The organism is Cellulosilyticum lentocellum DSM 5427 (assembly GCF_000178835.2).
In the GTDB taxonomy this organism is placed as follows: domain Bacteria; phylum Bacillota; class Clostridia; order Lachnospirales; family Cellulosilyticaceae; genus Cellulosilyticum; species Cellulosilyticum lentocellum.
Window position 1 is genome coordinate 884,216 of the sequence record NC_015275.1, and the last position, 25,004, is coordinate 909,219.

At 36.1% G+C, this 25,004-nt stretch carries 17 protein-coding genes and 1 other annotated feature; of the genes, 15 read left to right on the plus strand and 2 right to left on the minus strand.

Features of this window, described 5'->3' with window-relative positions; genetic code table 11:
• Positions 1-12: 12 nt before the first annotated feature.
• The 4 genes from CLOLE_RS03715 (at position 13) to CLOLE_RS03730 (ending at position 9,513) form a co-directional block, all read left to right on the plus strand.
• Positions 13-2,028 (plus strand): methyl-accepting chemotaxis protein, encoded by a 2,016-nt coding sequence (locus tag CLOLE_RS03715; RefSeq protein ID WP_013655728.1) that lies wholly within the window; start codon positions 13-15, stop codon positions 2,026-2,028.
• 32 nt (positions 2,029-2,060) lie between these two features.
• Positions 2,061-5,858 (plus strand): glycosyl hydrolase 53 family protein, encoded by a 3,798-nt coding sequence (locus CLOLE_RS23775; protein WP_013655729.1) that lies wholly within the window; start codon positions 2,061-2,063, stop codon positions 5,856-5,858.
• A 98-nt stretch (positions 5,859-5,956) separates the two neighbouring features.
• Positions 5,957-7,897: a DUF7922 domain-containing protein gene (locus tag CLOLE_RS03725; RefSeq protein ID WP_013655730.1), complete on the plus strand. Its 1,941-nt coding sequence runs from the start codon at positions 5,957-5,959 to the stop codon at positions 7,895-7,897.
• Positions 7,898-8,124: 227 nt separating this feature from the next.
• Complete coding sequence (locus tag CLOLE_RS03730; RefSeq protein ID WP_013655731.1) at positions 8,125-9,513, plus strand: MATE family efflux transporter; 1,389 nt, start codon at positions 8,125-8,127, stop codon at positions 9,511-9,513.
• Between the two features lie 199 nt (positions 9,514-9,712).
• Here the strand turns inward: CLOLE_RS03730 and CLOLE_RS03735 are convergent, their stop codons facing one another.
• Entirely contained in the window at positions 9,713-10,501 is a 789-nt protein-coding gene (locus CLOLE_RS03735; RefSeq protein WP_013655732.1) for a TPM domain-containing protein, read from the minus strand.
• 2 nt (positions 10,502-10,503) lie between these two features.
• Positions 10,504-11,073: a LemA family protein gene (locus CLOLE_RS03740; RefSeq protein WP_013655733.1), complete on the minus strand. Its 570-nt coding sequence runs from the start codon at positions 11,071-11,073 to the stop codon at positions 10,504-10,506.
• A 269-nt stretch (positions 11,074-11,342) separates the two neighbouring features.
• On the opposite strand from CLOLE_RS03740, the gene CLOLE_RS03745 reads away from it, so the two are divergent.
• The 11 genes from CLOLE_RS03745 (at position 11,343) to CLOLE_RS03795 (ending at position 24,919) form a co-directional block, all read left to right on the plus strand.
• On the plus strand, positions 11,343-12,665 hold the full coding sequence (locus CLOLE_RS03745; protein ID WP_013655734.1) for a PAS domain-containing sensor histidine kinase: 1,323 nt from the start codon (positions 11,343-11,345) through the stop codon (positions 12,663-12,665).
• A gap of 100 nt (positions 12,666-12,765) precedes the next feature.
• Positions 12,766-13,022, plus strand: a binding site (T-box leader).
• Positions 13,023-13,179: 157 nt separating this feature from the next.
• Positions 13,180-14,676, plus strand: a complete 1,497-nt coding sequence (gene trpE, locus CLOLE_RS03750; RefSeq protein WP_013655735.1) for an anthranilate synthase component I — start codon at positions 13,180-13,182, stop codon at positions 14,674-14,676.
• On the plus strand, positions 14,673-15,239 hold the full coding sequence (locus CLOLE_RS03755; RefSeq protein WP_013655736.1) for an anthranilate synthase component II: 567 nt from the start codon (positions 14,673-14,675) through the stop codon (positions 15,237-15,239). The genes trpE and CLOLE_RS03755 overlap by 4 nt, the downstream gene beginning before the upstream one ends.
• A 3-nt stretch (positions 15,240-15,242) precedes the next feature.
• Positions 15,243-16,265 carry an anthranilate phosphoribosyltransferase gene (gene trpD, locus CLOLE_RS03760; RefSeq protein WP_013655737.1) on the plus strand — a complete coding sequence of 341 codons (1,023 nt, stop codon included), beginning with the start codon at positions 15,243-15,245 and terminating at the stop codon, positions 16,263-16,265.
• Positions 16,262-17,050 (plus strand): indole-3-glycerol phosphate synthase TrpC, encoded by a 789-nt coding sequence (trpC, locus tag CLOLE_RS03765; protein ID WP_013655738.1) that lies wholly within the window; start codon positions 16,262-16,264, stop codon positions 17,048-17,050. Before trpD ends, trpC begins: the two co-directional genes overlap by 4 nt.
• Before the next feature lie 32 nt (positions 17,051-17,082).
• The gene (locus CLOLE_RS03770; RefSeq protein WP_013655739.1) at positions 17,083-17,709 is read left to right on the plus strand and encodes a phosphoribosylanthranilate isomerase; all 627 of its coding nucleotides are present in this window, start codon (positions 17,083-17,085) and stop codon (positions 17,707-17,709) included.
• Positions 17,710-17,757: 48 nt separating this feature from the next.
• Positions 17,758-18,945 carry a tryptophan synthase subunit beta gene (gene trpB / locus CLOLE_RS03775; RefSeq protein ID WP_013655740.1) on the plus strand — a complete coding sequence of 396 codons (1,188 nt, stop codon included), beginning with the start codon at positions 17,758-17,760 and terminating at the stop codon, positions 18,943-18,945.
• Positions 18,938-19,720 carry a tryptophan synthase subunit alpha gene (trpA, locus tag CLOLE_RS03780; protein WP_013655741.1) on the plus strand — a complete coding sequence of 261 codons (783 nt, stop codon included), beginning with the start codon at positions 18,938-18,940 and terminating at the stop codon, positions 19,718-19,720. The genes trpB and trpA overlap by 8 nt, the downstream gene beginning before the upstream one ends.
• Positions 19,721-19,963: 243 nt before the next feature.
• The gene (locus CLOLE_RS03785; protein WP_242825768.1) at positions 19,964-20,722 is read left to right on the plus strand and encodes an alpha/beta hydrolase; all 759 of its coding nucleotides are present in this window, start codon (positions 19,964-19,966) and stop codon (positions 20,720-20,722) included.
• A 260-nt stretch (positions 20,723-20,982) separates the two neighbouring features.
• The gene (locus tag CLOLE_RS03790; protein WP_013655743.1) at positions 20,983-24,138 is read left to right on the plus strand and encodes a glycoside hydrolase family 9 protein; all 3,156 of its coding nucleotides are present in this window, start codon (positions 20,983-20,985) and stop codon (positions 24,136-24,138) included.
• 274 nt (positions 24,139-24,412) lie between these two features.
• The gene (locus CLOLE_RS03795) at positions 24,413-24,919 is read left to right on the plus strand and encodes a stalk domain-containing protein (RefSeq protein WP_013655744.1); all 507 of its coding nucleotides are present in this window, start codon (positions 24,413-24,415) and stop codon (positions 24,917-24,919) included.
• Positions 24,920-25,004 lie beyond the last annotated feature (85 nt).

Below are 25,004 nucleotides of genomic sequence, written 5' to 3' on the forward strand. Positions count from 1 at the left end.
AGGGGAGAAAGAATGAAAATAAATAAAATAAAAAATAAACTTATCATTGCTTTTTTAATCCCTGTAGTATTAATGGTTTTATTAGGTGTTATTTCGTATTCACAATCTTCGACGGCTTTAACGAGCAATTATGAGACAAGCCTTGTAAAGACTGTAGAAAGTAAAGGTGAATACTTAGGCTTAGCATTTAATAATGTTGAAAATGAAGTGCTTAAATTATTAACAGATGCAAATTTTATTAAGTACTATACAGCAGCTTCTACGACGAAGGTTGAAGAAGAAGCTTTACAAAAGGCACTTTATACAAACTTTATTAAAGTAGCTACTAGTAATGATTTTGTAAACTCTTTTAACGTTATGTCAGCTTATGGCAAAAGCTATGCTACAGGAGGAACCTTAAGTAGCAAGGACTATAAGGCGTATTTAGATTCAGAAGAACATAAAGCTTTAGTAGCTAGCGGAAATCAGTATGAATGGAGTGGTTATCATCTTTTTTTAGATGAAGTAATAGGCAGTGAAGTTGCAGCTTATGTGATGTCGTATACGCGTCAATTCATTCAAGGAGAGGGCTATATTATTATTGATATTAGTAAAGAGAAGATTTTACAAAGCTTAGTGGATCTCAGTGGTGAAGAGGGAAATGTTGTTGGTTTTATAACACCTGATGGAAGAGAAACTTTACTAGCAACTAAGGAAACTAGTGTATTTGGTACCTTTCAGGTTTTAAAGGATTTTAAGGCAAGAGAGGAGACCTCGGGCTATAGTTATGTAGATTATAATGGCGCTCAGCAGTTGCTGGTTTATTCCAAAATAAGAGATACAGGGGCAATACTTACCACGCTTATTCCTAAGAACGCAATTATTGCACAAGCCGAAACTATTAAAAGGCTTACTTTTATTATAGTGATTATAGCAGGCATAGTAGCGATTTTAATAGGTTCTCTTATGGCAGAGGGGATTGAAAAGAACATAAAGAATATGCAAAAAGCCTTATCCAAAGCTGCTGAAGGAGATTTAACAGTTGAAATAAGGGGAAATAGAAAAGATGAGTTCGGACAGTTATCTAAGAGCATAACGGGTATGCTCACGGATATGAAAGGGCTCATACATAAAACGACAGATGTAGGGGAAGAGATTGTAGGGTCTTCTAAGGATATGTCTCATATTTCTAATGTACTATTAACGGCTAGTAAAGAAATAAACTGCGCCATTGGTGAAATTGAAAAAGGTGTTATTTTGCAAGCTGAGGATTCTAGTAAGTGCTTAAGGCAAATGGGTGACTTATCAGATAGAATAGAAGGTCTATATAAAAGTACAGGTGAAATTGAAACTTTTACTGGTCAGACTAAGATAGTTGTAGAAAAAGGGGTTGGATTAGTAGATAATCTAACTCAAAAGGTAAAGGAAACGATTGGTGCCACTAGTGGTGTCATTGAGGATGTTGAAGAATTATCAAAAGCTTCTGCAGCCATAGAAAGCATTGTAGGGGTTATTAATGGCATTGCTGAACAAACGAATTTATTATCTTTAAATGCTTCTATTGAGGCAGCAAGAGCAGGGGAAGCTGGTAGAGGCTTTGCTGTTATAGCGCAAGAAGTCAATAAATTGGCAGTGCAATCTGCCGAAGGTGCAAGAAAAATAGAAGAGCTTTTAGGAAATATAGCGGTGAAAACCAAAGAGACAGTAAAAGCTGTTAAGCAAACAGAAGTAATTGCCTCATCGCAAGAAGAAGCACTTAAGTTAACTGTAGAAATCTTTAATGATATCAATTCAAATATTAAAAACTTGGTTATTAATTTGGGGGAAGTTTCAAAGGATATTAAGGAAATTGAAGTAGTCAAGGATGATACATTAAGTGCTATTGGTAATATTACTGCAGTATCACAGCAGACAGCAGTATCTTCACAAGAGGTACAAAATACAGCAGATAAACAATTAGAAGCTGTAGAACAACTGGGTAAGGCAGCGGAGTTATTAGATCAAGATGCGAAGAAACTAGAACAAGCAATAAGTCATTTTCAAATTTAGTATACAACCATGAGAGAAGGATGGATGATAGAATGAGAAGAAGAATAACTTATTTATTAATGCTGTGTTTATGTTTAACAGGTATACCAGTGGATAAGATAGTGGTTTATGGTCAAGAAGTGGTTACTAATTACATAACAAATGGTGGCTTTGAAGATGATGCTACTATTTGGACGGACTGGACGATTATGACTCAGTCATGGGCTGATGCAGATGTAAAGTCCTTTAAGTATAATACTGATTCGTATATCCAGGGCAAAGAAGGAGAGCAAGCTATAACTTACTGGGTAAATGATCAGCAAGCAAATAGCTATGAGATTTCTTTAGAGCAAACCATTCAAGGTTTACCTAAGGGAGAGTATACTTTATCAGCGTATATTATGGGAGAAAAGTCTGCCACACTTCAGCTAAGTGCAGGAACAACTACTTCATCAGCACTTGCTATTAATAAAGGCTATAACACTTGGGAGAGAGTGGAACTATCCTTTGAAGTAGAACAAGAGGGAGATATCCCCATAAAGCTTGCTATAGCAGCTACGCCAGGAGCTTATAGCTATATCGATGACATAAGAGTAGAGGCAATACCTGCTAAAGAAGAGGAAACGAATATACCATCCATTGTTAATGGTGGTTTTGAAGAAAGTAGTACGCTATGGTCTGATTGGAAGATTGATACATCAGATTGGAATAAAGCTAAACCAGAAGAATTTGCTTATGCAAGTAATGCTGATATTTTAGGTAGAGAAGGTCAGCAGTGCATTAAATATTGGATTGATAGTAGTGAAATCGTTAGTCATACGATTACGTTACAACAAACAGTAAAAGAGTTACCAGCTGGTAAGTATACCCTAAGTGTTTACTCTATGGGAGGCGATGGTAGTAAGGTAATCCTTAATGCACTAGATGAATCTGGTGAGGCTATAGCAACACAAGGCTGGAATACATGGGAAAAGGTATATTTAGTATTTGAAATAGCGGAAACAAAAGATGTACCTATCCAAATTACAATAGAAGGCTCACCTAATGCGTATGGTTATATAGATGAAGTAAGCTTAAAGGTATATGAAGATTCAGATGTACCCAAACCTGACGAAAAACCAATACCAGAACAAACCGACTTATTTATTGATTATGTTCCAGGTATTAGTGATGATTTCATTAGAGGAATGGACATCTCAAGTTTAATTGGTTTAGAGAAAAGTGGCGCTTTGTTCTATAATAAAGCTGGTAATGTGCAAGATATTTGTAAAACTTTAAAAGAAGCAGGCACTAATTATGTGCGAGTACGTATATGGAATGATCCTTATGATGCAAGCGGTAATGGTTATGGTGGCGGTAATAATGATTTAAATACAGCTATCCAAATTGGTCAGCGCGCAACTCAGGCAGGGATGAAGGTTTTAGTTGACTTCCATTACTCAGATTTTTGGGCTGATCCAGCTAAACAAAAAGCTCCAAAGGCGTGGGAGAACTATTCTTTAGAAGAGAAAAAATCAGCTATGTATGAGTATACAAAGGAAAGCTTGCAGGCATTATTAGCGGCAGGTGTAGATGTAGGAATGATTCAAGTAGGTAATGAAACGACAAGTGGTTTCTGTGGAGAAAATGATTGGGCTAATATGTGCGCCTTATTTAATGAAGGAAGTAGGGCTATTAGAGAAATAGATCCTAATATACTAGTAGCGTTACATTTTACTAATCCTGAAACTTCAGGTAGGTATGCAAGTATAGCTAAGACTTTAAATGACTACAATGTAGACTATGATGTATTTGCTAGCTCCTACTACCCATTTTGGCATGGTACATTAAGTAATCTTACTTCTGTACTTAAAAATGTAGCAGATACATATGGTAAAAAGGTAATGGTAGCAGAAACTTCTTATGTTTATACCAAAGAAGATACAGATGGACATGAAAATTCAGCACCTAAAGAATCAGGTCAGGATCTTAACTATGAAATCTCTGCACAAGGCCAAGCTAATTCACTTCGTGATGTAGCGGAAGCAGTCGTTAATGTAGGAGAAGCGGGAATAGGTATATTTTACTGGGAACCAGCATGGATTACTGTACCACAAATTACTTTAGAAGAAAGAAAAGAGACTTGGGAACGCTATGGTTCAGGTTGGGCTTCTAGCTATGCAAAAGAATATGACCCAGAAGATGCAGGAGTATGGTATGGTGGTAGCTCTTGGGATAATCAAGCTTTATTTGATAAAGAAGGTAAGCCACTTCCTTCATTATATACCTATAGCTATTTGAAGAATGGAGCAGTAACTGATCGTAAGCTTACAAGTTATGAAACACTTTCAGTAGCAGCAGAAGTAGGCGCAGAGATTGTATTACCAGAAGCTATCAAAGGTTTCTTTAATGATGGGACACAGGAGACATTTAATGTTACTTGGGATGAAGCGGTTATTGTAGTAGCTAAAGCAAAAGGTGCAGGTACTTATGAAATCACAGGTACCTTAATAGATGGAGCTCAAGTTAAATGTCAGCTTGTTATTCGTCCAAGGAACCTTGTACTTAACCCAAGCTTTGAACAATCAGATCGTAATATGTGGAAGATTGATTATTTAGGAGAAAGTTCTGATTATGTAGGCTATCAAAACAAAGCTTCTGATGCAAAAACAGGAAATTATAGTGTGCATTTTTGGAATGATGAAGCTATCAATTTTACTGTAGAGCAAACACTTACGGGACTAGAAAAAGGCTACTATGATTTTAGCACTTCCTTACAAGGGGGCGATTGCAATAATAGTGAGATGACTATTTATGCTAAAGTGGGAGACAAAACGTATAAAGCTGAGACAGGCGTTAAAGGTTGGGCTAATTGGAACACACCAACGATTAAAGATATTTTAGTAGAAAAGGGGACCTTAACGATTGGTATTGCTATTAAATGTGATGCAAATGGTTGGGGGACCATAGATGATTTTGTTTGCTACTTAAATTCTAAAGAAATTGATGCTGGCAATAACGGTGGAGGTAGTACAGGTGGAGATAGTAGTGATACAACACAAACAACCTCTAGTACATCAAGTAATAGTTTTCTAAACGTCTATAATAACTTATCTACCTCTAAGCAAGAGGAGATTACTCAAAAGCTTAGTAAGTATATGCCTTATACCCTATTACAAACGAGTCAAGATCTAAAATGGCTAGATGAACTGACAGGTTCTATATTTACAACAGAACAGTTAAAAGTTTTATTAACTGCTCCAAAGGCTTTAGAAAAAATGGGCATAACGCTAAATTATGTAACCCTTACACCTATTAAGGAGATGAATTTTAAAGATGTAGCTAACACTCATTGGGCATATGGAAATATTGAGAAGGCGCTTCAATTAGGCTTAGCTAGAGGTATGGACGAAGAAAACTTTGCACCAAATCAAGCTTTAGGAGTTGCTGATGCTTTTACCTTTTTAGACCGCGTTTTGCTTTTAAATGGACAGATGAAAACTAAATTATCAAGAGATATAGTAAGTCAGTATTGGACAGATAAGACTAACTGGTCTTATGCTCATAAAATGTCTATAGGCAGCAAATTAAGAGAGAAAACCTTAAAAGAAGTAGCTGCTTTAAAAGAAAAGCCTTTGTCTAGAGAGCTTTTTGCACAGGTATTATATGAGATAACAGAAGGTAAGTTAGAAATAGTTAATGAAATAACAACATTTACAGATATTGAGGAATCACCTTATAAAGAAGCCCTTGTATACTGTAATCGAGTAGGTTTGCTAAAGGGTATGAATAATGGAAAAATGGCACCAGACAAAACACTTACAAGGGCGGAAATGATGATAGTACTTAGCAAATTAAACGAATTACTATAATTATTCAAAGTAGCTCATCCCTTTGTTGTCATAGGATATAAAGAAGTTTCATATACATAGTATAGAATGACTAACAAGGACAACGGAGGGATAGAGAAATGTATGTAAATAATTTGATTAGCTTGCAAGAAAACATTTCTACATATGGCATAGACGACCGCAAAGTAACAGGGCATGTAACACTTTCTTCTCCAGGTATGATTAAATGCTATGTACAAAATCTAAAGGCATTGCCATCAGGTAATCGTTATGTGTTTTGTATATTTAGTAAAAATCATAACGAAGGCATTAAGGTGGGAAAGTTAGGGGCAGAAAAGGAAACAAAATGGATTGTAGATGAAAAAAATATTCTAGGAAGTGGCTTAAGGTTAGAGGAGATTGACGGTGTAGCATTAGTGGCTGAACATGAAATGAGAGGGGCAGAGGCTGTAGTAGTTGGCTTTAGTAGGGATAGGTATATGCTTTTATCGATGGTCGATAGTCTATTTCCAAGAAAAGAACAAAAGTCTACGAATCAAGTGTCGCCTAAAACCGTAACAAAGCAGCCAACAGGAACTGTAGAAAAACCTAAAGTAGTAGTAAAGGAACCAATGCCAGTAGAAAAGTCTAAAATAGTGGTAAAAGAACCAGAATCAGAGGAAAAGGTCAAAGTGATAGTGGTAAAGGAACCAGTGCCAGTAGAAAAGCCTAAAGTAATGGTAAAGGAACCAGTGCCAGTAGAAAAGCCTAAAGCAGTAGTACAGGAACCAGTGCCAGTCATATTGCCAGCGCCAGTAGTAGCCGAAAAGTCAATTTCCATAGAAAAAATTAAAGGGGTAGTTTCACAGGAATCAGGACCAGTCATATTACCAAAGCCAAAAGTACCATTGGAACCAGGACCTGTGATATTACCAAAGCCAAAAGTACCGTTAGAACCAGGACCTGTTATCTTGCCATGTGAGCACAAAGAAGAGTATATGCATAAGGAAATGCCATATGAGCATAAAGAAGAGCATATGCATAAGGAAATGCCATGTGAGCACAAAGAAGAACATATGCATAAGGAAATGCCATGTGAGCATAAAGAAGAGCATATGCATAAAGAAATGCCATGTGAGCACAAAGAAGAGTATATGCATAAGGAAATGCCATATGAGAACAAGGAAAAGTATATGCATAAGGAAATGCCATGTGAGCATAAAGAAGAATATATGCATAAGGAAATGCCCTATGAGAATAAGGAAAAGTATATGCATAAGGAAATGCCATGTGAGCATAAAGAAGAGTATATGCATAAGGAAATGCCATGTGAGCACAAAGAAGAGCATATGCATAAGGAAATGCCATATGAGAACAAGGAAAAGTATATGCATAAGGAAATGCCATGTGAGCATAAAGAAGAGCATATGCATAAGGAAATGCCATATGAGAACAAGGAAAAGTATATGCATAAGGAAATGCCATGTGAGCATAAAGAAGAGCATATGCATAAAGAAATGCCATGTGAACACAAGGAAGAGTATAAAGAAGAAGCACAGCAATCCATTTGTAAGCCCATATGCAAACCCATATGCCCTAAGCCAAGGGTGGAAGAGCAGGAAGACTTTATTTTACCAGAAGGTGCTGTAGTAGGCGACTTAACAAAGGAAACGAGTACAGAACCGATTACCAAGGAATTAAAGAGAATTATCGATAGCATTAGTAAGGATAAGAGAGTAGAAGAAAAAGCTAGAGAATTAGAAGAGCAAATTAGTAAAATGAGTAATATTCCTCAAAGTCAAAAACTTTTTGACAAAGCTCATATCCAAAAGACCATAGAGTCTCGTTATATGTCTCAACAGATTAATATTGAGGATATGCTAGAGGAAGAGGAGGAAGAGACTGGTTTAGATACTAATCCTAAGAAAGCCATAGAATGTATTAATGAAATGAGTGAGGTAGAAGGATTACTAGATTCAGAAGCACTTGAAGAAAGGGATTATTTACTAGAAATTGATAAAAGATTACAAGCTATCAGAGCTAGGATGGGCGAAGCAATAGAAAAGCAGGAACTCGAATAATAAGTATAGCGGTATGACATTTTCTGATGTTATACCGTTTTTTATTGCTCGTCATTTAATTTCAGTAAATATTTTTAGGAAACGAGTAGTTAGATATTAAATAAATTTCTAATGAAAAAGGTTTTTATTCTGAGCTTATAAAGTGATTCATAAAAAATACAAAAGGGCTTGCTACAATGAAGATTAGTGTATAGATGACATAATAATAAGCATGAGGAGGGAAAAGGATGGAAGCAGCAAGCAATGACCTAGGTAGGGGGTCAATCGGGAAATTACTTTTTAAGTTAGCTGTGCCAGCTATTTTAGCACAGATTATTAATGCCCTTTATAATATCGTTGATAGAATTTACATTGGGCGTATCCCTGAAACAGGGGATTTAGCGTTAACAGGAATAGGGCTTACTTTCCCTATATTAATGCTTATTACAGCATTTAGTTCACTTATTGGTATGGGTGGAGCACCTTGTGCCGCTATTAAAATGGGGGAAGGTAAAAAGGCGGAAGCAGAAAAGATTTTAGGAAATAGCTTATCAGCACTTTTAGTTATTTCGGCCATCTTAATGGTATTTTTCTATAGCTTTAAAGGACCTCTTTTGATGATGTTTGGAGCTAGTAGTAATACTTTTGGGTATGCCAATGATTATTTAAGTATTTATTTGTTGGGAACTATATCTGTCCAATTAGCCTTAGGAATGAATCCTTTTATTAATACTCAAGGGTTTGCAGGAATGGGTATGGCTACCGTTTTAATTGGTGCTATTAGTAATATTATTTTAGATCCTATTTTTATTTTTGGATTTGGAATGGGAGTAAAAGGAGCTGCTATAGCAACTATTATTTCTCAAACCATATCTGCTGTATGGGTAATGTGGTTTTTGCTTGGGAAAAAGACAAAATTAAAAATTAGAAAAAGCAACATGAAAATAAGTAAAAAGATTTTATTGCCTATTGTAGCATTAGGTGTAGCACCTTTTATTATGCAAGCTACAGAAAGTCTTGTTAATATTGTGCTTAATAAAAGTTTATTTATCTACGGCAGTAAAGTAGGGGGAGAAGCATATGGCGATACGGCAGTAGGTGCTATGACGATTATTTCTAGTGTGCTTCAAGTGATGCTCATGCCTATTTCAGGTTTAGCACAAGGTGCCCAGCCTATTATTAGTTATAATTACGGGGCTAATAATATGGACCGTGTTAAAAAGACTTTTAAAGTATTATTTATTAGTTCTATAACAATGGCTTTAACATTGTGGGCAATGGTTATGATTTTCCCAGGTTTCTTCGTGAGTTTATTTAATGATAAACCGGAATTAACAGAGATGACGATTTGGGGTATGCGTATTTTCCTTAGTATGATTTGGGTAATGGGTGCACAGATGGCTTGCCAACAAACCTTTATAGCTCTCGGGCAAGCAAAAATTTCTTTATTCTTAGCATTATTAAGAAAGGTCATTTTACTTGTGCCATTAGTACTCATTCTTCCATTAGGATTAGGATTTAATGGGATTTTCTATGCAGAACCTATTGCAGATACATTAGCTGCCACAACAACAGTTATTTGTTTCGTGCTTTCATATAAAAAAATTATACAAAAGAAATTAAATGCAACATCATAGAAAATTTATCATGGCTATACTGAGATAAATGAATAGCTAGTGCACTCAGTGGCTTTCTTAGTTGTTAGGACATGAATTTTATGATACATTGCTAGAAATAGAGAAGGACTATACTATCGCCCGATTAAGGGACATGTTATAGTCCTTTTTATATTGTAATTAAAAAAAGCTTTTTCCTATTATAAATGGATGGTGTCACTCACCAATTACCAGAAGAACCTCCACCATTTGAGGAGCCACCACCAAAGCCGCCAAAGCCTCCACCACCACCACCTCCTCTAGGACCACCTCTGTTATAGAAGTTATTCCAAAAGAGCATTTGTAAAATAAAAGAAAAAATACGTCCTCTATTAAAAAGAAGGTCAATAATAACAAAAACAATAATAGTTAGTGTACCGATATAGCCATTTCTGTGACTGATAGGTGCGGTGGTACTTTCTGGTAAGGCTACACCTAGAGAGTGAGTAAGGGTTACATTATATTCGGTACCTATAGTATCGCACAATTTACTATAAGCTTTAGCAAGGCCAACACCATAATTGTTTAGTACAAATTCCGGTTTAGCTAGTTCTTGCATAATTTGATTACTTAGGATATCAGGTATGGCTCCCTCTAGACCGCGACCTACTTCAACACGCCAACTATGATCATTAATAGCTAATAAAATAAGAAGTCCGTTGTCTTTATGAGCTTGTCCAATACCCCATGAACGAAAAAGTTGATTAGCATAATCTTCAATAGGTGCACCATCTAAGCTAGAAATAATTACAATAATGGCTTGTGCTCCTGTTTTTTGTTCCAGTTCATAGCCTAAGTTAATCATCTGCCTTGCGGATGCTTCATCGATTACACTTGCATAGTCATTGACGTACTTATTAGGTGTAGGCTCAGGAAAACGATAAGCTGCTTTAAGCTGAAAACTGCTAAAAATGAGTATACCAAGTAAAACAAGAGAAGAAAATCGCTTCAATGCCCCTTTTATTTTCATGATTAACGATTAAAGTCTACAGTAGGGACTTCCTGAGCACCGCTACTTGCTTCAAATAAAGTTCTAGGCTCAAAATTAAATAAGCCGGCAATAATATTATTGGGAAATCTTCTTCTCGTGGTATTGTATCTAGTAACCGCAGTATTATAATCTTGTCTTGCAATAGCAATACGGTTCTCAGTACCTTCTAATTGAACTGATAAATCTCTAAAGTTTTGATTGGATTTTAGATCTGGATAGTTTTCAACAATTAGAAGTAGGCGAGATAAAGCACTAGATAAAGCTCTATCTGCAGTTGCTTCTTCGGCTACATTAGTTGCACCAGCAAGCTGAGTTCTAGCATCTGCAATTTGCGTAAAAATCTCCTTTTCTTGTGAGGCATAACCTTGAACAGTATTGACTAAATTAGGAATTAAATCCGAGCGACGCTGGAGCTGAGTATCTATATTAGCCTTAGCAGTATCCACGTCTTGCTCAAGTGTGACTAAGCTGTTATAAAAACCAACGCCTACAAAAATAATAATAAGAACAAGGGCAACTATGCCGATTAACCATTTGATACCTGATTTCATATAAAAGCTCCTTTCTATGTCTTAACTCTAGTATGTGTGAAACAAAACAATAATATAGATAAAAATTTTAGTAATCCTAATAGAAGTTTATATTTATAGGAGCCTCCAAAATTACAAAAAAAGTTGAAGAACTAAGTAAAATATAGTATTTTTATAAAAACTGTAAATAAAAACAAGAAATAGGGCGATATTGTATATAATCATAGGAAAATAAAGAATTTACTGATAAAATATGAGTAAACTAGGAGAAAGGGAAAAGGAGGGGTTTCGTGTTTAATATTTTTGATCAATTAAATGACCAATTGCTAATTACAGATCAGGTAGCAAAAGTGCAAATTTGCAATGCACAAAAATCAATAGTACATCAACATTCATCGGAAAAACTAAAACGATACCAAGCGTTAGAACAAGAGCTTCAAACCTTCTTAAACATAGCAACAGACGTACATGCTATATTAAATGAGCATTTAGAGATTATTAGTTGTAATAATGGTTTTCAGGATATCTTAGGGTGGGAAGAGTCCGAGGTGTTAAAAAAGAACTATGTGGAGTTTATTGATTATCCTGATGCTGTTCAAATTATCACAGCCATCAATGAGTGTAAAGCAAGTGGGCAAGTAGCTACAAATATAGCAAAATGTAAGTGTAAAGATGGAAAGTATAAGTGGATCGAGTGGCGTGGTAAATATATAGCTAATAAAAAAATTCATTTGCTTACAGGGAGAGATATTACCCTGCAAAAAGAGCGAGAAGAAGAACGCCTAGCTAAGCGAGAAGCAGAAGAGTTAGAAATGTTAAAAGATGAATTTCTTATTAATATGTCTCATGAATTAAAGACACCTCTTAATGTCATTTATATGACATTGCAGTTAGAATCTGAAGAAATAAAGAGTGCGCTAGAAAAGAATGGGCAGGAAATAGAGTTAAATATTCTTAAACGACATGATAAAATTATTCAGCGTAATGTGTATCGGTTGTTAAGACTGATTAGAAATTTGACTGAAATAGCAAAGCTGGAATCAGATGAATATCGGTTAAATTTTATAAACTGTGATATTGTAAGTATAGTTAGGCAAATTAGCTTGGCAGTAGCAGACCATATGCAAAGTACCAAAGTTAAAATAACCTTTGACACAGATATACAAGAGTTAATAACAGCTTGTGATCCATCAGCTATTGAACAAATTATGCTTAACTTGTTATCTAATACGATAAAATATAGGAAAGATGAAAGCAAAGTACGAGTAAGTTTAACAGTAAAGGATAATAAGGTAAGAGTTACAGTTAAAGATAATGGTATTGGTATTCCAAAAACAGAATTAGAGTACATATTTAAACGTTTTGCAAAGATTGATACCTCACTTAATAGAAAATGTGAGGGTAGTGGCACTGGGCTTACAGTGAGTAAATATTTGGTGGAATTGCATGAGGGAAGCATTTGGGCGAAGAGTCAATTAAATAAAGGCTCTAGCTTTATCTTTGAAATCCCTATCGTGCAGATTTCAGATGAGAAAGATATTTATTATGGAAGTACAAGTCAACAAATAGAAGAAAAATGTAATATTGAATTCTCTGATATATATGATATTTAAAGAGAAAATACATTTAATAAAAATAATATTAAAAAATAAAACAAAAAGTATTGAATTTTTTAAAAAATAAGTTTATATTAGATATTAATCAAATAGACCTTAAAAACCTATGAGGGAGAGATAAAACTAATCACGAACTTCCAGAGAGCTAGGGGTGGTGGAAACCTAGCAGTAAACGAATTAGACAAATGGACTCCTGAGGGCATAATGAAAAGAGCAAGTCTCTAAGTATCTTATGACGATACACCTCCGTTACGGGTGAGGAATGTGATGGCATTCTGCATAAGTGCGTATGATTTTTTCATACGAAGCAAGGTGGTACCGTGGGCATAGACTAACTATACGCTCATCCTTGATGATTTTTTCATCTAGGATGGGCGTTTTTTATTTGGTTTACAGGCTTACTTCTCTCTCATAAGAGGCCATTATTCCTAGTTTATATTTGATTTGGTAATCAATGAAAACCCCAAAAAAAGCCAGTGATTAAGGTTATGAATGAAAAGGAGGAGTAATAATGAGTGAAACCCAATTAAAAAGGCCGGACATATTTAAACCAAGTTTAGAAGAAGTAAAGGCTTTAGCCAAGAAGTATAACAAAATCCCTATTCGTTTAGAGATGTATATGGATTTTCAAACGCCTATTGCAGTACTCAGTAGGATTAAGGAAGAGTATGATCGTTATTTTATGTTAGAAAGCATCGAGGGCGGCGAAAAGATTGCTAGATATACCTTTATTGGTTGCAATCCAAAAGCCAATTTTTTCGTAAAGGATGGTAAAAGCTTTTATGTGACTAGAGAGAAAGTGAGCTGTAGTGAGGAAAATCCTTTGAAGGGATTAAAGGGGATTTTAGAAGGCTATAAAGCACCAAAGCTAGAAGGTTTGCCACCTTTTACAGGCGGTGCGGTAGGCTACTTTGGCTATGAAACTGTGAAATATGTAGAGAAGCTGAAGTTAAGTAATAAAGACGAACTTCAGGCTGCTGATATGAAACTTATGTTTTTCGATGAGGTCATTGCTTTTGATCACTTTAAACAAAAACTCATTCTTATTTTCAACGTAGATACTAAGAGTGGTGCTATAGAGGAAGCTTATAGTGAAGGTAAAAGAAGGTTAGAAGAATTAGCAGAGTTCATTAGTAGACCCACTAAACGTAGAAAGGTGCAATTTGAAGAAGAGTTAAGCTTTGAAAGTAACACCAGTAAAGAAGCTTTTATGAAACGTGTAGAAAAAGCCAAAGAATACATTCGCAATGGAGATATTTTTCAAGTTGTTCTCTCACAGGTTTTCAAAGCAAAACTAGAAAGTAATTTATTTGATGTTTATAGGGTACTTAGGACCATTAACCCCTCACCTTATATGTATTTAATGCAGTTCGATGATCTGCAGCTGGCAGGGGCTTCACCAGAAACCTTAGTAAAAGTGCAAGGTAGTGTAGTGACTACCATGCCTATTGCAGGAACAAGACCCAGAGGTAAGACCCCAGAAGAGGATGCATTGTTAGATGAAGAACTATTAAAAGACACTAAAGAATTAGCTGAACACAACATGTTGGTGGATTTGGCTAGAAATGATCTAGGACGCATTAGTGAATTTAATACTGTAGAAGTTATAGATTATATGGTGCTTAAAAAGTTCTCTCATGTGACTCATATCACCAGTACGGTTCAAGGAAAGCTTAAGAAAGGTTTAACAAGCATAGATGCGATTCGTTCCATCTTACCAGCAGGGACTTTGTCAGGAGCACCTAAAGTAAGGGCTATGGAGATTATTGAAGAGCTAGAAGAATCAAGAAGAGGTGTTTATGGAGGCGCTATTGGCTATATTGGCTACGATGGTAATTTAGATACATGCATTGCTATTCGTACAGTTGTGAAAAAAGACGGTTATGCTTATATTCAAGCAGGTGGTGGTATTGTACTAGATTCCATTCCAGAAAAGGAATATGAGGAAAGTGTTAATAAAGGAGCAGCCGTATTAGAAGCCATGAAGAAGGTGAGGGAGATTTTATGATTTTAATGATTGATAATTATGATAGCTTTACTTATAACCTTTATCAGCTTATAGGAAGCATGAATGAAGATATAAAAGTTTTTAGAAATGACGATATCACGCTTTCTGAAATAGAAAAGTTAAAGCCTAGTCATTTAGTCATCTCTCCGGGACCTAAGTATCCTAAAGACGCAGGCATTTCTTTAGAGGCGATTAAGTATTTTAGTGGGAAGGTACCTATCTTAGGGGTATGTCTTGGACATCAAGCTATAGGAGAAGCTTTTGGTGGGAAGGTAATGAGAGCAAAAGAAATCTTACATGGTAAAACCAGTTATATTGAGGTGGATCAGAGCTGTAAGCTTTTTAGTGAATTACCGGAGGAGCTTCTAGTTGGTAGATATCATTCCCTTATTGTGGAGAGAAAGAGCTTGCCAAAAGAACTTGTTGTAGTAGCAGAGGATAAAGAAGGAGCTATTATGGCTCTTAAACATGAAAGTCATCCAACCTTTGGACTTCAGTTTCACCCAGAGTCCATCTTAACGCTTGAAGGTAAAAAAATAATCAAAAACTTTTTGGAGGTGTAGTTTATGAATGAAATAGCAAAAAAAGTGTTAGAAGGTAAAAACTTAAGCATCGAAGAAGCCACTTTAGCAATGGATTGGATTATGAGCGGAGAAGCTTCAGAAGCACAAATAGGAAGCTATTTAACTGCTCTTCGTATGAAAGGAGAAACCATAGAAGAGATTACAGGCAGTGCCAAAGGTATGAGAGAAAAGTGTTTGCAGCTGAAGGGAGAAGGCAATCTTATTGATATTGTAGGGACAGGAGGAGATTGTACAAATACCTTTAATGTGTCTACGGTAGCTTCCTTAGTGGTAGCAGCAGCAGGTATTCAGGTAGCTAAGCATGGAAATCGCAGTGTTTCTAGTAAATGTGGTAGTGCAGATGTACTAGAAGCCTTAGGCGTGAAATTAGACTTAACCAAAGAACAAAATGAAGAGGTATTAAAAGAAATAGGTATTTGTTTCATGTTTGCACCAGTTTATCACAGTGCCATGAAGTATGTGGCTAAGACCCGGAAGGATTTAGGGGTTAGAACAATCTTCAATATCTTAGGGCCTTTAGCTAATCCGGCTTATGCCAATCTTCAAGTGATGGGGGTTTATGATGAGGCTTTAGTAGAACCTATGGCAAAGGTGCTATTTAACCTAGGAGTGAAAAGAGCTATGGTAGTTCATGGTGAAGATGGGGTAGATGAAGTCTCTATTAGCGGTAAGACTAAGGTGTGTGAAGTAAGAGAGGGGAAGCTTACATGCTATAGCATTGACCCAATAAGTCTAGGGCTTAGCGTAGCACCTTTAAGTGAAGTAACAGGGGGCGGGGCAGAGGAAAATAAGGCAATTGCCCTTAGTATTTTAAAGGGTGAAAAGGGACCCAAAAGAGATATGGTTGCTTTAAATGCAGGTGTGGCACTTTATACTGCTTTAGAAAATCAAGATTTGAAAAGCTGCATTAGCTTAGCAGAGGAGCTTATTGATAGTGGCAAGGCTATGGAGAAATTAGAAGCTTTCATTAATGCAACACAAAGCTTCGTGAAGGAGGCCATATGATACTAGACCAAATTATAGCGGATAGAAAAAGGGCAGTAGCAGCACTTAAAGAACGCTATTCTACTTCCCAGTTAATGGGGGATATAGAGTTTCAAAACTTTGCTACTTTGGATTTTAAGAAAGCACTAAAAAGAGAAGATGAAAGGTCCATCCATATTATTGCTGAGGTAAAAAAAGCCTCACCTTCTAAAGGTTTGATATGTCAGGATTTTAATTATCTAACTATTGCTAAAGACTATGAAATAGGAGGTGCATCTGCTATATCAGTACTTACTGAGCCTAAGTATTTTCAGGGAGATAATCATTATTTGACAACTATTAAGGAAAAGGTGAAACTCCCTATTCTTAGAAAAGATTTCATTATTGATGAGTGGCAAATCTATGAAGCAAAATCAATAGGAGCAGATGCGATCTTACTTATTGTAGCTGCTTTATCTGAAACTCAGCTAAGAAACTATTTAAGCTTAGCAAAGAGTTTACAGTTGCAAACACTTGTAGAAACCCATGATGCAAGAGAAGTAGATGGAGCGTTGTCAGCTGGGGCAGAAGTGATAGGGGTTAATAATAGAAACTTACGGAACTTTGAAGTAAGCTTAGAAACCTCTATTCGACTAAGAGCTTTAGTACCTAAAGACAAAGTATTTGTAGCTGAAAGTGGCATTCATACAACTCAGGATATGGCTTTATTAAAAGAAATAGGCTGTGATGCAGCATTAATAGGAGAAAGTTTGATGACTGCGTCTAATAGAGTGGAGAAACTACAGCTATTTAAAGGAGCTTATTAGACACAACGAGAGAAACAAGAGGGGATAGAAATATGAGTAAAATTAAAATTTGTGGATTAAAGTCTGAAAATGATGTAAAAATTGTGAATAAGTATGGGCCTGATTATGTGGGATTTATTTTGGCTCCTAGTAAAAGGCAGGTTAATTACGAGGTAGCTAAGAAGCTAAAAGCATTACTCAATCCTTCGATTTTGGCTGTTGGAGTTTTTGTGAATGAAAGCCTTGAGGTAATAGGTCAGTATGCCGAGGATAAGGTTATTGATGTCGTTCAGCTTCATGGAGACGAGTCCTTAGAAATGATCAAGGAACTAAAGCAGCAAGTGAGTATCCCCGTGATTAAGGCTATGAGAATTAAGGATGAAAAGCAATTAAAGCATTTGTTATCTTTTATTCAAGAAGTGACGGCAGATTATCTACTTTTTGATACGTATCAGGAAGGACTTTATGGCGGTAGTGGCAAGAGCTTCGATTGGAAGTTATTGGAGGTAGTTAAAAGGTCTTACTTCTTAGCTGGAGGGATAGGACTTCATAATATAGAAGAAGCTTGTAAATGGAAACCGTTTGCCATTGATGTCAGCAGTGGTGTAGAAACTAATGGGGTAAAAGATGCTATAAAAGTGAGTGAATTGATACAAAAATATAGAGCTTATGAAGCGTAATGAAAGAAATTAAAAAATAAAATAAGAATCAAATGGGGTGAGAATGATATGAAAGAAACAGGTAGATATGGCATTTACGGAGGACAATATATCCCAGAGACATTGATGAGTGCTGTGAAGGAATTAGAGGAAGCTTATGCCTATTATAAAGAAGATGAAGCTTTTAATAGAGAGCTAGAGGAACTTTTTGCAAAGTATACGGGTAGACCTTCTTTGCTTTATTATGCAGATAAGATGACGAAGGACTTAGGTGGTGCTAAGGTTTATTTAAAGAGAGAGGACCTCAATCATACAGGGTCTCATAAAATTAATAATGTGTTAGGCCAAGTGTTATTAGCAAAACGTATGGGTAAAAAACGTATTATTGCAGAAACAGGCGCAGGTCAACATGGCGTAGCCACAGCCACAGCAGCAGCACTTATGGGAATGAGTTGTGAGGTGTTTATGGGGGAAGAAGATACCATTAGACAGGCACTTAATGTATTTCGTATGGAGCTTCTAGGTGCAAAGGTAACATCGGTTTTAACGGGAACTAGGACCTTAAAAGATGCAGTTAATGCAGCACTTCAAGATTGGACCAGGACGGTAGAAGATACCTTTTATTGTATTGGTTCTGTTATGGGTCCTCATCCTTATCCAGAAATGGTAAGAGATTTTCAAAGTATTATAGGAAAGGAAATAAAAAGTCAGATGTTAGAAGCAGAAGGCAAGTTGCCAGATGTAGTCATTGCTTGTGTAGGTGGAGGCAGTAATGCCATGGGGGCTTTTTATGAATTTATTCCTAATAAGGAAGTAAAGCTTACAGGCGTAGAAGCAGCAGGACATGGTATTCATACGACAGAACATGCAGCTACCTTAAGTAAGGGTGAAGTAGGTATTTTTCATGGCATGAAATCTTATTTCTTACAAACAGAGGAAGGTAGTATTGCACCTGTGTATTCCATTTCAGCAGGACTTGATTATCCAGGTATTGGACCAGAGCATGCGTATCTTTTTGACACAGGAAGAGCTGCCTATGTGCCAGCTACTGATGAAGAAGCAGTAGCTGCTTTTGAATATCTTTCAAAAACAGAGGGAATTATTCCAGCCATTGAAAGCTCTCATGCCATAGCTTATGCTATGAAAATAGCAGGTACCATGAGAAAGGATCAAACCATTGTAATCAATGTTTCAGGAAGAGGCGACAAGGATGTAGCCGCTATTGCTAGATATAAGGGGGTAGATGTACATGAGTAATATACAAGCAGCATTTGATGAAAAGAAGAAGGAGGGAAAAAAAGCTTTTATTCCTTTTATTACAGCAGGTGACCCTCATATAGAAGCAACAGAGGCGTTTATCTATGCCTTAGAGAAAGCAGGAAGTACCCTTATTGAGCTTGGCATTCCTTTTTCAGATCCAGTAGCAGATGGCCCAGTCATTCAAAGAGCTAATTTAAGGGCTATGGCAAAGGGTTTTAGTTTAGAAGCTGTTTTTGAATTAGTAGAAAGAGTAAGAGAAAAAACGAGGATTCCACTGGTATTTTTAATGTATGCCAATACTATTCATCACTACGGAATAGAGAACTTCTTTAAGAGATGCCAGGAAGCAGGCGTAGATGGTATTATTACTCCAGATGTGCCTTTAGAAGAAAAGGAAGAGTTTAATAGCTATGCAAAAGCAAACGGAGTAGATTTAATCGCTTTAGTGGCACCTACTTCGGGAGAACGTATAAAGGCCATATGTGAAACGGCTACAGGTTTCTTATACTGTGTTTCTTCTCTGGGTGTAACAGGAACAAGAGAAAGCATAGAAACTGATTTAGGAAGTTTTTTTGAAACGATTAAAACCCACTGCACGATACCCACTGCCTTAGGTTTTGGTATTTCTACCAAGGAGCAAGCCGTTGTATTAAAAGATTATGCTGATGGCATTATTGTAGGTAGTGCCATTGTGAAAATAGTTGAAGCATATGGAGAAGTAGCAGCACCTTATTTAACACAATTTGCAGGTGACATTGTAAAAAGTATATAGTTGATGAGTTGATAGATCTACGGGACTGTCCAACTAAAAGCATATTCCTTATTAATATATCATTTGTTAGGCTAAATCAAATCAAATTGCCTTAATGATTATATCACTATAAGCCGAAATGCTTAATAAGACAGTCCTATATCCATGTGCTACCATAGATAAAAGATCAGCCTTATAAAATTCACGAATGAGAGGAATAAGATTATGGCATTACTACAAGTCAACTTTTTTTCAAACTCACTTATGAGAAGTAATACAATTCATGTCATCTTACCTAATGATGTACCATCAGGAATGATACAGGGTAATAAGCATTATGAAAGAGCAACTAAAACCTTGTATTTACTTCATGGCTTTTCAGGGAACACTGTAGATTGGATGTTGGGAAGCCTGGCCCAGGAGATGGCAATCAAATATAACCTTGCAATAGTCATGCCCTCTGGAGAAAATAGCTTTTATTTAGATGGAAAAGGAACAGGAAGGGCCTATGGACAGTTTACAGGTCAAGAATTAGTGACCTATATTAGAAAAACTTTTGGGCTATCTAATCAAAAGGAAGATACCTTTATTGGTGGGTTATCTATGGGAGGCTTTGGAGCAATTCATACAGGACTTCAATATCCAGAGAACTTTGGAAAGATGTTTGGTTTATCATCAGCTCTCATCATACATAATATTAAAAATAAAAAAGAAGGTTTTAGAGATGCTAAAGCTGATTATGATTACTATGTAAATACTTTTGGAGATTTAAGAGAATTAGAAAGCAGCGTCAATAACCCAGAATATCTAGTGAAGGAAAGAAAGAAAAAGGGAGAAATGATTCAACCTATCTTTATGGCGTGTGGTACAGAAGACTTTTTAATAGGAGAAAACAGAGCTTTTCATGATTTCTTAAAAGCAGAAGGGGTGGATGTAACTTATAAAGAAAGCCAAGGTGTACATGATTGGAAATTCTGGAATGAATATTTGGAGATAGCAATCTTATGGATGCTAGGAGTATAAAGGATCATATTTGGAGTGGTAATAGGATTTGGAATGAAGATTGGGATAGGTTAAATGAATGAGAGAGTAGAAGTAGTATAACTAAAAGTCATCGAGAGGCATATTTCTCAGAGACCTTTTAGTTATACTACTTTTTTGTTTTACAAACTTACACAATAAGTGTAGATATTTTACATAGTATACAAAATATATTTACAGTAAAGGTAGCAGTGATAGGATTAAAGTACAAAATATTTAGAAAATACAAAGGAGGGAGTTTTATGAACAAAAGGTATAAAAAAATTATGGTCAGCTTAATGGCAACTTCTATGGTACTCAATCTAGGTGTTAGTATGCCTATTATTGCAGGCCCTGTAGAACCACCCTTTAACTATGCTGAAGCTTTCCAAAAATCCATGTATTTCTATGATGCAAACAAATGTGGGCCCGGTGTAGGTGAAGGGGAATTAACTTGGCGTGGAGATTGTCATACAGAGGACAAGTTTGTTCCCTTGGTACCCAAAGATGATGTGACAGGCATGGGTACTAATCTATCTGCCAGTTTCATTAAACAAAATAAGGAGACTTTAGATCCTGATGGAGATGGCACTGTAGACCTAAGTGGTGGTTTTCATGATGCAGGAGATCATGTAAAATTTGGATTACCTCAAAGTTATTCTGGCTCTACATTAGGGTGGGGGTACTATGAATTTAAAGAGTCTTATGTAGCAATTGGAGAGAAGGAGCACATTGAAAGTATTTTAAGAGGGTTTAATGATTATTTTATGCGCTGTACCTTTAAAAATAGTGAGGGTGAAGTTGTTGCTTTTGCTTATCAAGTAGGAGATGGTACAACAGACCATAATTATTGGGGACCACCTGAACTTCAAAAAACAGCCAGACCGGCCTTTTTTGCATCAGCACAGACACCTGCTAGTGACCAATGTGCAGGAGCAGCAGCTTCACTTGCTATTAACTACTTAAACTTTAAGGATTCTGACCCTGCTTATGCAGAGAAAAGCTTAGAAACAGCCGAGGCACTCTATGAATTTGCAAAAGAAAATAGAGGACTTGGTTTTTCAGGAGGATTTTATAATTCAAGCTATGATGAGGATGAGATGTCTTGGGCAGCTGTATGGCTAAGCATTGCTACGGGAGATAAATCTTATCTTACGGATATTACAGCTGTAGATGCAAATGGCGCTTATACAGGCTATATGAGTCGTATTATTAGTACAACCTCAAGTACTTGGCAAAATATTTGGGTACATTCGTGGGATACGGTTTGGGGAGGTGTGTTTGCTAAATTAGCACCACTTACCAATAATCCTGAGCATTGGTACTTTTTTAGATGGAATATTGAATACTGGTCAGGTGTGCCACATGAAAATCCTAATGATACCACTTACATGGCAAGTACACCAGCAGGCTATAAGGTAGTAAGCACTTGGGGATCTGCAAGGTATGAAACAACAGCTCAACTATGTGCACTTGTTTATAATAAGTATAAAGCCAATAGTGATTTTACTAAGTGGTGTAAATCACAAATGGACTATTTATTAGGAGATAATCCGATGAATCGCTGTTATGAGGTAGGATACTCTGATATCTCAGCTATTTATCCACACCACCGTGCTGCACATGGTTCATTAACCAATAGTATGCTTGAGCCTGCAGTAGAAAGACATACACTTTGGGGTGCTTTAGTAGGTGGACCAGATGGAGATGATTATCATAAAGATGATATTACAGACTATGTCTATAATGAAGTGGCAATTGATTATAATGCAGGTTTTGTAGGTGCCCTTGCCGGACTTTATGAGCTTTATGGAAAAGGACAAGCACCTCTAGAAAACTTTCCACCACAGGAAAAAGATGAACGTCCATTTTATGCTACAGCAAAGATTGAACAAGAAAATAGTGAGCGTTCTCAAATAACAGTGAAAATTCATAATGATACCAGCTGTCCGCCAAGTTTTGAAAGTGGACTAAAAGCTAGATATTTCTTTGATATTTCTGAGATGGTAGAGGCAGGGCAAAGTTTAAAAGAATTATCAGTGCAAGTAATGTATGACCAAGCAAGTATTGTGGATGGTGTTAAAACCAATATCAATGGACCTTTTATGTGGGATGAGGAAAAAAACATTGCTTATATAGAATTAGACTGGTCCCAAAATAGTTTTCATGGTAATCGTGAAATTCATTTTGGCCTTGTGCCAACTCAAGATAGTCAGTATAAGGTACATTGGGATTTTACAAATGACTGGAGTCATGAAGGTTTAACAAAGGTAGAAGCACTTACAGAGTACGTGCCTATTTATTTAAATGGTGAGAAAGTATTTGGCAAAGAGCCTACAAGTTATAATGTGAGTATTAATACACCTGTTGAAGGTAGTACAATAAGCTACATAGAAGGAGAAAAGCCAATTACATTAGAAGCAATTGTTGGTGCTGCAGAAGAATCTGTTACAAGTATTGCTTATTATGCAGATGGTATTCAAATTGGAGAAGTTCAAAATGCACCATATACTTTTGATTATGTGGCAGATAATATCTCTAACGTTGAACAAAGGAAAATTGCTTTTAGTGCAAAAGCTCATTTGGCAAATGGTACAACAATCACAAGTAAGCCTGTTACTATAACTGTTGTATATCGCATGCCAGAAGCCCTTGTTGTAAAACTTATAGAGCCTGCAGAAGGAAGTATAGTGGATGCTACTAAAGGAAGTGTAAGTATACCAGTGACAGCCGTTAGTGAAAATGAAGCTGTGACGAAGATTGCTATTTATGCTAATAATGAAAAGCTAGGAGAAGGCAGTGGACTAACCTATACAACGCTTTATAATACGCCATCTAAAGGCGGAGCTAGTGGTAACTTAACAGTAACATTTAAAGCAGTTGCTACCTTAGCAAATGGAGAGGAAAAAGAAGGTAAGCCTGTAACAATGCAAATTAAATTACCAGTAGTGATAAGTGACTTAGAAGGTTTTAGTTTTAAAATGCAAGGAAGTGACTCAATTACTAGCAACACAATAGGTCGAAAAATAATAATGAAAAATACAGAAGGTGAGGCAGTTGATTTAGCGGCTTTAAGTGTACGTTACTATTTCACTAAAGAGGGGAATGTGGGGCAAACCTATTTCTGTGACCATGCAAGCATGACCTTTAATAAAGCACCTTGGTATGCAGCGTTAACAAGTGATATAACTTATAAAGTTGTTAACTTAGATACACCTGTTAATGGTGCTGACACGTATTTAGAGCTAACTTTCGAAAAGGTTGGATATGACCTAGAAGTAGGAGATACTCTGGAAATAGAAGGGCGATTAATAAATACGAATTGGTCAAACTTTGACCAAAGTAATGATCACTCATACAGTAATGGGGCTGTTGTGTTTTACAATGATGCAGTAATAAGTGGTACAATACCACAGTAAACATGAAAGAGTAAAATGTATTGAGACTATCACACAATTACTATGTTGTGTGATAGTTTTTTCTTTATTTGATATAAAAGCTAATGGAAAAAGAGAGATACAGCAGAGAAGCTAGTAGATAGAAATTTTGTGAAAATTGTTAATTATTATTAACGGAATACTTAGTGTATGATAGAATGAAAAAGTACAGATTAATGATAAAATGCCTTATTATTAATTTTTAGTGACCGGAAGAAAATGTACATCCATGATTGATATTAAAGGGGGAGAAACAATGAGGTTAAAGAAGTTAGGTGTAATTTTATTGGGAGTAACATTATTTCAAGGAACGATCCTAGGGGAAGAGAATAAGGAATACAAACTAAGTGAAGCAGTACAAAAAATAATAAATACAGAAAAAAAACAAGTGTCAGACTCAAGTAAAATGACTTTTCCTGAAGTAGACTTTTATTTAGGAAATCAAAAAATTGAATTAAGTGTGCCTGTTATGAGTGTTGGGGGCAAGACCTTTTTACCTGTACGTGCGGTGGGAAATGCACTAGGAGTTAATGTATCTTACGCACCACAGCATAAGGTAGCTTATATTGATTCAGGTGATGTGACCCTAGAGTTGCCTTTATATTATAATAAGGCGGTCAAAAATGGCGAAACCGTATTAACAATAGAGGGAGCTAAAGTAGAACTTTATAAAGGCTCAGCGTATTTACCTATACGTTTTGTAGGTGAAAATTTAGGATATAAAGTGAGCTATCAAGAGGGGAAAATTACTTTCACTAAATAAGGAAATTCAAAAAAGATGTTCCTTACAGACCTACCAAATTTAGATATATTGCTTTTAAGTCATGGAGTTATTATAATAGTTAAGT

Bases quoted from the DNA above. Each gene is read 5' to 3' on its own strand.
- CLOLE_RS03715 (WP_013655728.1), top strand. From the start codon at position 13: ATGAAAATAAATAAAATAAAAAATAAACTTATCATTGCTTTTTTAATC.
- CLOLE_RS23775 (WP_013655729.1), top strand. From the start codon at position 2,061: ATGAGAAGAAGAATAACTTATTTATTAATGCTGTGTTTATGTTTAACA.
- CLOLE_RS03725 (WP_013655730.1), top strand. From the start codon at position 5,957: ATGTATGTAAATAATTTGATTAGCTTGCAAGAAAACATTTCTACATAT.
- CLOLE_RS03730 (WP_013655731.1), top strand. From the start codon at position 8,125: ATGGAAGCAGCAAGCAATGACCTAGGTAGGGGGTCAATCGGGAAATTA.
- CLOLE_RS03735 (WP_013655732.1), bottom strand. From the start codon at position 10,501: ATGAAAATAAAAGGGGCATTGAAGCGATTTTCTTCTCTTGTTTTACTT.
- CLOLE_RS03740 (WP_013655733.1), bottom strand. From the start codon at position 11,073: ATGAAATCAGGTATCAAATGGTTAATCGGCATAGTTGCCCTTGTTCTT.
- trpE (WP_013655735.1), top strand. From the start codon at position 13,180: ATGAGTGAAACCCAATTAAAAAGGCCGGACATATTTAAACCAAGTTTA.
- CLOLE_RS03755 (WP_013655736.1), top strand. From the start codon at position 14,673: ATGATTTTAATGATTGATAATTATGATAGCTTTACTTATAACCTTTAT.
- trpD (WP_013655737.1), top strand. From the start codon at position 15,243: ATGAATGAAATAGCAAAAAAAGTGTTAGAAGGTAAAAACTTAAGCATC.
- trpC (WP_013655738.1), top strand. From the start codon at position 16,262: ATGATACTAGACCAAATTATAGCGGATAGAAAAAGGGCAGTAGCAGCA.
- CLOLE_RS03770 (WP_013655739.1), top strand. From the start codon at position 17,083: ATGAGTAAAATTAAAATTTGTGGATTAAAGTCTGAAAATGATGTAAAA.
- trpB (WP_013655740.1), top strand. From the start codon at position 17,758: ATGAAAGAAACAGGTAGATATGGCATTTACGGAGGACAATATATCCCA.
- trpA (WP_013655741.1), top strand. From the start codon at position 18,938: ATGAGTAATATACAAGCAGCATTTGATGAAAAGAAGAAGGAGGGAAAA.
- CLOLE_RS03785 (WP_242825768.1), top strand. From the start codon at position 19,964: ATGAGAAGTAATACAATTCATGTCATCTTACCTAATGATGTACCATCA.
- CLOLE_RS03790 (WP_013655743.1), top strand. From the start codon at position 20,983: ATGAACAAAAGGTATAAAAAAATTATGGTCAGCTTAATGGCAACTTCT.
- CLOLE_RS03795 (WP_013655744.1), top strand. From the start codon at position 24,413: ATGAGGTTAAAGAAGTTAGGTGTAATTTTATTGGGAGTAACATTATTT.